The organism is Treponema sp. R6D11 (assembly GCF_054786075.1).
Genome location: NZ_BDHD01000569.1, coordinates 1 through 769 on the forward strand (window position 1 = coordinate 1; position 769 = coordinate 769).

A 769-nucleotide genomic window follows, 5' to 3' on the forward strand; every position below is an offset into this window, starting at 1 on the left:
CCTCTAAACAACTTGAATTTAATTAGTTTTCATGTTATATTTTCTATATGACCATTGAACAAACGGTAGAAATACCTGCTAATCGTCGGCTTACACTTGATTTGAGTCTGCCGGAAACCCTTCCATGGGGAGAGGCAAAAGTTAAATTGTCAATTAAACCTTTCGGTAAGCGGCGAAAAAAAACATTTATAGAATCTCTTGGTCCTCTGTGCGGATGCTTAAAAACCAGTACTGTTTTTGAAGGTAATCCAGTGGAAATTCAAAAGCAAATGAGAGCCGAATGGGATCGCTCATGGGAGAATAATGTTTAAGCCGTCTGTCGTTTTTGATACTTGCGCTATGATTGCGATTATTAAACAAAAATTGGGAAATGGGTCGTTAGTTTCTCTTCCGGCAAATATTAACGCCGCAGTTAGTGTAATTACCAAAATTGAATTATTAGCATATCCAAATCTGTCTCCGCCAGAAGAATTTCAAATACGTTTACTATTTAAAAAGCGGTTTAAGGTTATCCCTTTGAACAAGAAAATAGAACAAACCGCTATTTTAATCCGTTCAAAAACAAAACTAAAACTCCCTGATAGTATCATTGCTGCTACCGCTGTCTACAAAAAGGCTTTGTTAATTTCCGGTGATGAACAGTTACTTGCGCTCAAATGGTCTGGGTTGCAGGTGCAGGGAATTTTTTAATATATCATTACTTCTTATCGCTAACTTTCGCTATTCAACGGTTATAGCTTTTTTACCAAGTGAAAGCAAGATGTATGCC

The 769-nt window shown here is 36.9% G+C and carries 2 protein-coding genes; both read left to right on the forward strand.

Annotation, left to right across the window (positions count from 1 at the left end):
* The first annotated feature begins 47 nt into the window (after nt 1–47).
* Nucleotides 48–311 (forward strand): hypothetical protein, encoded by a 264-nt coding sequence (locus ACYVTD_RS14730; protein WP_461248468.1) that lies wholly within the window; start codon nt 48–50, stop codon nt 309–311.
* The gene (locus ACYVTD_RS14735) at nt 304–690 is read left to right on the forward strand and encodes a PIN domain-containing protein (RefSeq protein WP_461248469.1); all 387 of its coding nucleotides are present in this window, start codon (nt 304–306) and stop codon (nt 688–690) included. The genes ACYVTD_RS14730 and ACYVTD_RS14735 overlap by 8 nt, the downstream gene beginning before the upstream one ends.
* Nucleotides 691–769: the final 79 nt, after the last annotated feature.